The sequence below is a fragment of the Flavilitoribacter nigricans DSM 23189 = NBRC 102662 genome (assembly GCF_002646595.1).
Lineage (GTDB): Bacteria > Bacteroidota > Bacteroidia > Chitinophagales > Saprospiraceae > Flavilitoribacter > Flavilitoribacter nigricans.
In genome coordinates, this window is the sequence record NZ_PDUD01000074.1 from 20,838 (window position 1) to 27,546 (window position 6,709).

A 6,709-nucleotide genomic window follows, 5' to 3' on the forward strand; every position below is an offset into this window, starting at 1 on the left:
TCCAATGCTTATTGCATCACGATAATCCTCCCCCGGTGCACTGGCTTACCGGCCCGGGAAAACAATAGGCTGTAAACGCCGGGCGGCAATTGCAGATCGAAGCGGTTTTGGTCACCAGCAACTACGATACCCTTATCGACTAATCTTCCGTTGGTATCAAAAATCTCCATTTGGTGGATATCATCTGTCGCTTCCGGTGTCTCCAGTTGTACCCAAATGGTCCCGTCGGTAGGATTAGGAAAGATATTCAGGGCGCCGGTCAGATTTTGGAGGCGGTTTTCCGTATTGATTGGCAGAGCACCGGGAGTAGGGATTGGTGCAAGAGCAAAAATGCCCTTATCCACCGTACCGGCAAAGTAAAGACCGCGATGAAAGGTAGCTGTTTTGAAAATGATCCCTTCCGGCTGTAAACCGATCTTGCTGACGTCATTGTATAATCCGTTCCGGCCAATGCGCAGCAAATCCATTTCTTCGTGCTTCGATAGATAGATCACATTGTCTTCCAGGCCTTCTTCGGCGAGTTTAGCCCAGCTTTGCCCCCGATCGTCCGAATAGTAGCAGCCCTTTCCGTTGGTGCCGACCCAAATGGTCTCATCGTTGAAAATGACAATATTGCGGATATCGAATTCAAAATCAAAATCGATGGTTTTCCAACTGCCGTCTTGTTTGATATAAATCCGGTTCTGGCCACCGGTGACCAGCAGGCCGGCTTTGGCGTGGATATCGTAGAGTGTCTCCTCTTGAAAGGTTTCCGGTAATGGCTCCGGAAACCAACCTCCCTTTTTGTCCTGCCGGTACACCCCTTTGTCAGTACAAACGTACCATTCTCCCTGGTACTTGGTAATACCCCAAACAGCCACCTGCGGAAGGGAATCGGAGATCGGGCTGAAATCTATTCCGTTTCTGGATTCAAAGACCCCTTTATCTAAAGTGGTTAAATAGTATTTCCCACTCTCTTCCAACAATCGGGAAGGGGTAAATAGATGGCCTTCACTGTTGACCCTTTCCCAGGTTTGACCTCCATCAATACTGCTTAGTAAACCTTCCCCACCAATTCCGGCGTACAGGCGCACTTCCTGATCATTATAAAGAAAGAGGATATCCCGGTTTTCAAAATTGGCCAAAGGTTGCCAGGTGTGCAGTTGGAATGTCTCTGGAATTGGGGATTCTGATTGAGCGGAAGAATAGATCGTGATAAGCAAAAGTAAATAGGAAGTAAACCTACATTTTGAGGAAAGAGCGGTCATATTGGGGAATATTTTTTAGGTGGATCATCTTGAAATCACTCTTCAAAAATAGATGCTTCCCATCGTATAAAGTAGGACGAAAATTACATTAGACAGGACAAAACGTACAAAGATGGGCCGGCTACTAAAAAACTACAATAATGTTCGTCCCATTAGGATAGCTGATTAATCAACATCGGGGCATTATTCCGCGTCTGGGGGGCTAGATTGCTGGATGGCCAGATGGCTGTGGTAAGCGGAAGCGGCAACCATCAATCCTCAAAAAGCCTCTTGACCACTGGGGTCTTGCTCCTAATGCTGTTTTCTGGTCTAACCGTTAAAATAGAATAGCTTAAAATCCTCCGTCAACACCGCTTCGTCGAATAGACGAAGCTGTTTATCCCAAAAAAATGCCTGCTTTTTTTTAATTCCACAATTTGCATTATCTCAAAAGGGTAGCTGTAAGCGATTTACAGCCGCCCTTTTTGTGTCTAGGCCCGATCCTTCCAGCTACCGGATTTCTTAACCCATACTGACCGATGTAATTTGGAGATGTTGATCAGCCGATGCGGAATTAAGGTGTGAAACTGATCTTGTCGAATAGTCATGGACTAATTGTGAGCTATTTAGTTGGTCCATGAACACACCAACACTTCAACACCTGAACACGCTCCTTCGCGTCAGTACAAACTTAAAGCAAATGAAATTCGTACTAGCACTTGCCTTCGTACTTACCACCTTTGTACCTGCTTTCAGTCAAACCCCAACAACCAAAACCAGCGGAGCAATTAGTTTACGGGAACTTGTAGCAGATCTCGATTCACTCCGTTCCGATCCCGCTTTTCAGTCGAAAATGGTCCAATTGGCGAAAGTAATGATTGCCACTTTCGAGCTTTCACCGCAAGCAGTAATCAACGATCCGCTACCGGATTTTGCCCTCACCGATTTGGAAGGGTATACCTTAACCAATAAAGATCTGCTGGGTAAAGTGGTTCTGCTCCACCTCTGGGATCCAAACTTTCCGGTTAAGCCGGAAGTGATCAATCAACTCAATGAATTGCAGGAAACCTACCGGGATGAGGACGTTGTGTTTTTATCGCTCACAGCCATCCCGTCTGAATATTTGGCTGATCATGGGATAAAAGTACCGCTGGACTTCCGACACCTACCCGCAGCTTATTCCCTCATCCGTCAGATTAGCGTGATCCCCCAAAATATCCTGGTGGATCGGCGGGGCATAATTCGTTACCACACGGGCAGCCTCAAAGATCTTTTTGTGGAACAGACTACGCTGGACGTGCCGACCATCCGCAGACAGTTGAACAGCCTGCTCATAGAATAGCGTCAGGTTCGCCTCATTAGAATAGCTAATGTATCAACAGCGGAGCCATATTCTGTGTCAGGGAGGCTTAAATGGCTTGATTGTTTGATGGCTGTAAACGGGAAAACAGCCATGAAACCATATTAACCATCAATCCTAAAAGCCTCTCGATCACTGGAATCTCGCTCCAAATTCAAAGATTCTTTGGTCAAACCTTACGGTAGGTTTTCCATATCCGCTTATTCTTCGGGCAGTCCGTTCGGGCTGCCCTTTTCCCAAACGATAGAGTAGGGGAGGGGCTTGCCAATCAAGTGACCATCCAACAATACAGCCATAAAAACCATCCAGCCATCACAACCATCAAAACCATCAACTCATGATTCACCCCCAATCAAATCATCCCATCATCCCATCATCAAACCATCAATTCTACCTAATCATCCTACTATCACTAATCAGTTGCACCAAACCCCAAATTTCCACTACACTCCCAGCTCCACGCCCCCAGCCCCATGCCCTAACCATCACCGGCTACTACCATCCCAAAACCTGCCGCGTTTTCTTCGACGCCCGAAAAACCCAGACCGGCACCCTCCTCCACGACGACACCACTGAACCCAAAAACTGCCGGGATGAATCCTTACCTTTCCAAATCCACACCTTTTTATTTCCCACCGAAAAGGAAAACTACCATGGTCTCCGGATCGAGGGCCGCTATCCATTCACTACCGAAAATTTCCAACTGGCGAACTCGGTTTATCCCGACTTCCAACAGCAAGCTACCCATTTGTACACCTTCACTACCTCCGGAAAATACATCCTCCAGATCTTCTTCCCGGAGCGTCAGTGGAACACTTTCATTGACGACACTGAACGAATAACTTTCACTTTCCAGGTTACCAAGACCCATCCCATTCCACTAACGCCCAAATTCACGCTCCTCCAGGGCCAGTACGATCCCACCATCGATCTGGTAAATTTCCAAAATTTGCCAGATCTTCATGCTGACAAATTCAGTTCGTCAATGAATGCTGACAGCGTAAGCTCGTCAGTACAATTCCACCTCATTGATTCCATCCATACCTTCCGTGTACGCAGCATCTACCACCTCCTCACCGAGGATTTCACCCTCTGGAGCGACAGCGAAGATTGCCGGCCCCTCCAAAACTGGGACCTCAGTCTCATTCCGGCCACCGGCTATAATCTGTTGGAAATAAAACTCGATCCACCCTTTCTGGAATGCTTAAAACGAGGGGAGATCTTCCACTTTAGAATGGCACTACTTCGGTAACCCATCATTCCTCATTCTTCATCTCTCATTCCTAAATCCAATACCTATGTCTCAATCAACAAATATCGAAACCATCAAATACCTCTGCTTCCCCGGCACCCAGGTGCCACTGGCCTGCTTCTTTATCCATTTGCAACAAGGATACACAGTCGCCGAATTCCTGCAGGATTTTCCTACCGTTCACAAAGAACAAGTGGACTATTTTTTGGAAATTATGATCGATGAGATGAAAAGGCCTGCTTTGCCTTTTTCTGAATAGTCAATCGATTTGCTCTGTATATGTACGTGTCGAGTAGTTATTTGGCGTTCGGCAACTACCTCCGGTTGCACCCGTATGGGCCCTGGCTGCTAACGCTCAAACCACTCGCGCAGCACCCTTGCCAAAATAGGCAGTTCTGGCCGTCCTCACCAACCCGCTATTGCAGCTGCCTCGAACCTGTTGCGGGGCCATAGCTACCAGGCTGCGGCTACGGGCCGCCAGCTCACGCGAACCCCACCGATTATTTGCCATCGCTTTTTTGTCCACTGGACAAAGCCCACTCAGGCCTCGTCGGGACGCGCCGCTGCGCGATAACTGCGAGCCAATCCCACAACCAACACCACCACGACTCGGGAGCGAAAGCCAGGCGATAAAAAGACTCTACTAGCGACACGCTTTTTATCGCCTGACTTTCTAAACACGACGCCCCGACGTTTCAAACGTCGGTTAGCGGTCGAGTGATCCATCTGCTATACTACCGACAGCAGAGGATACGAACAGCTATTCTAACGACAGCAAGTAAATTCGAGGGCAGGGTTATTTGATCCACGGAGTATCATCAATAACTGACTGCTCAATCAATTTAACATCTTTATCAGATATTTTACACTTATTTTCTTTGAACCATGACAACCACTGATCCCTATCCATTTTAAAGTCTTTATAGTCTTCATATAGCGAGACATCTCCAAAGCTAACATTACTGTTAATCCCGCTTATTTTTTCAAAAAAAAACAGATCGGTAAGTCTTACCATTGAAAGGTTCTTTAGACCTAGCTGTTTTGTCAATGATTTTAAGTTTAGCTGCTATCGCTTCAGATAAGTATGTATATCCTTCTTGACAATCCTCTGAGCTTTGACAACCTACTAAGTACAGGACAATGAAAATAATCGAAATTATTTTTTTCATAACGAACTAATTTCCTCTTCTTTCAATTTTTATTACTCGTCTGCTACTACTCAAGTACCAACTTCTTAATGTACCAGGGTTCTTCGTTATTATTCTATTTGTAACTTTCTGATTACCTCTCTCATAAACCTGTACTCCGTATAAATCATTATCATCAGAACGTGTACTTGCATTTACTTTATCCTCAGCAGGCCTGCCGGGCAGGCTGCGGCTACGGGCCTCCAATAGCCGCCTCACCACGATTTATAGCCCGGTCGCTTACGCCCCTCCATTTTGCCTTCACACAATACCCTCCACACATTCCGGGTCTGCTCCCTATGCGCGCTGCTTTCTCCTCCTCAGTCGCCAGGCCAACACACAAAGCCGACCCGATGGCCACTTCGTCGGGACGCACAACGCTGCGCGATAACTGCGAGCCAACGCCTCACCCAACACCACCACGACTCGGGAGCGAAAGCCAGGCAATAAAAAGCCCAACTCCTTCGTCGACACGCTTTTTATTGCCTGACTTTCTAAACACAAACTCCCACTTAAAACCGTTGGTTTCAAGCGGGAGTTTGTGTTCGATAATTTGATACTGGCCCCGGCGTTCCAAACGCCGGTTAGCGGTAATGAAATGTGCTCGGGCATACTTCGGCCAGCGGGGCATTGGTGGTCAAAAAATACTGGCTCCGACGTTGCAAACGTCGGTTAGCGGTCTGTTGTTGAGCTTGCTATGCTACCGATAGCAGGAGTAACAATTCGGACTAATAAAGTGAGATGAATTAAGATAAGAACTATATATTGTAAAAGAATTTCACCTAATGAAAATACAACCAATGACCAATACAATATATTCATAAGGCAAAAGAATAACACGGTTAATCTTATGCTTCGATATAAACGTTGGTCTTTAATAACACCTAAAAGTTGAAATATGTAAAGAATTAGAAAACCTGAAAATATAATAGGCACATAGTTTAAAAATTGGTTATACCCAAAAAGGTCATTCCACCACACAAAAATTTTTGAGCAGTATACACAACTAAAGATATACAAGTGAATAAATATTACTATGCTTGAAAGAATGATATTTAGCATATATATTAATTTTCATTTTTTTTATAATCTGTCTTAAACATTCCCCAAAGTGAATAGGTTTCTTTAAGTTGGCTTAAAGTTGTAATCACTAACGGGCCTCCTAGGCCATTTTTGGAAAAATAGTATTCTTTACCTGATTGATCTTTGCCAAAGAATATAGCTGCATGATCACCTAATGGAGGTGTATAACTCCAATAACTGAAGGTTTTACCAAATTGAAGTTCTGAAGAATTTATTTTTGTTTTTCTTGACCAATCTTCACCAAATCTCATTAATCCATAGGGATTGGTTGCTGTACCCAAAGTTGTTTCCAAGGGTTGCTCATTTAGAACTAATTGTCGACACAGTTCTTTACAATCATAATTATTCCCTCTTTCAAACTCTTCAATATTTTCATGGTAATACCTCATTGTTTTACTGAACACGTTATCCTCCTTGAGTTTAACTTGATCTCCTTCTGAGAATTGAATGTTTTCATTGAGTGCCCAACGTGGAATAAACTGAGAGACTGTTTTAAAACCTACTCGTAAATAATACAAGATGTACTCAAAACGGAGAATTTTGTGGTGCTGAATCATAAAACAATCCGAAATGAGTACATCACAATATAAGGCCAAACGGG

Annotated in this window: 6 protein-coding genes; 3 read left to right on the top strand and 3 right to left on the bottom strand. The window is 44.9% G+C overall.

The genetic code is table 11. The features are described 5' to 3' along the window. Positions 1-8: 8 nt before the first annotated feature. Positions 9-1,124 (bottom strand): T9SS type A sorting domain-containing protein, encoded by a 1,116-nt coding sequence (locus CRP01_RS40375; RefSeq protein WP_170110749.1) that lies wholly within the window; start codon positions 1,122-1,124, stop codon positions 9-11. Positions 1,125-1,926: 802 nt separating this feature from the next. On the opposite strand from CRP01_RS40375, the gene CRP01_RS40380 reads away from it, so the two are divergent. The 3 genes from CRP01_RS40380 to CRP01_RS40390 all read left to right on the top strand — a co-directional run bounded on the left by CRP01_RS40380 (position 1,927) and on the right by CRP01_RS40390 (position 4,097). Next, positions 1,927-2,568 (top strand): TlpA family protein disulfide reductase, encoded by a 642-nt coding sequence (locus CRP01_RS40380; protein WP_170110750.1) that lies wholly within the window; start codon positions 1,927-1,929, stop codon positions 2,566-2,568. Between the two features lie 355 nt (positions 2,569-2,923). After that, positions 2,924-3,838 (top strand): hypothetical protein, encoded by a 915-nt coding sequence (locus tag CRP01_RS40385; RefSeq protein ID WP_099155801.1) that lies wholly within the window; start codon positions 2,924-2,926, stop codon positions 3,836-3,838. A 46-nt stretch (positions 3,839-3,884) separates the two neighbouring features. Beyond that, positions 3,885-4,097: a DUF433 domain-containing protein gene (locus CRP01_RS40390; protein WP_099155802.1), complete on the top strand. Its 213-nt coding sequence runs from the start codon at positions 3,885-3,887 to the stop codon at positions 4,095-4,097. A gap of 537 nt (positions 4,098-4,634) precedes the next feature. On the opposite strand, the gene CRP01_RS40395 is transcribed toward CRP01_RS40390, so the two are convergent. Next, entirely contained in the window at positions 4,635-4,853 is a 219-nt protein-coding gene (locus tag CRP01_RS40395; RefSeq protein WP_099155803.1) for a hypothetical protein, read from the bottom strand. A 1,239-nt stretch (positions 4,854-6,092) separates the two neighbouring features. Further along, the coding region (locus CRP01_RS40405) for a hypothetical protein (RefSeq protein WP_222845942.1) at positions 6,093-6,709 on the bottom strand (617 nt) is incomplete at its 5' end.

What these genes read in the sequence shown, in the direction of transcription:
- CRP01_RS40380 (WP_170110750.1), top strand. Translation starts at nt 1,927, where the DNA reads ATGAAATTCGTACTAGCACTTGCCTTCGTACTTACCACCTTTGTACCT.
- CRP01_RS40395 (WP_099155803.1), bottom strand. Translation starts at nt 4,853, where the DNA reads ATGGTAAGACTTACCGATCTGTTTTTTTTTGAAAAAATAAGCGGGATT.
- CRP01_RS40390 (WP_099155802.1), top strand. Translation starts at nt 3,885, where the DNA reads ATGTCTCAATCAACAAATATCGAAACCATCAAATACCTCTGCTTCCCC.
- CRP01_RS40385 (WP_099155801.1), top strand. Translation starts at nt 2,924, where the DNA reads ATGATTCACCCCCAATCAAATCATCCCATCATCCCATCATCAAACCAT.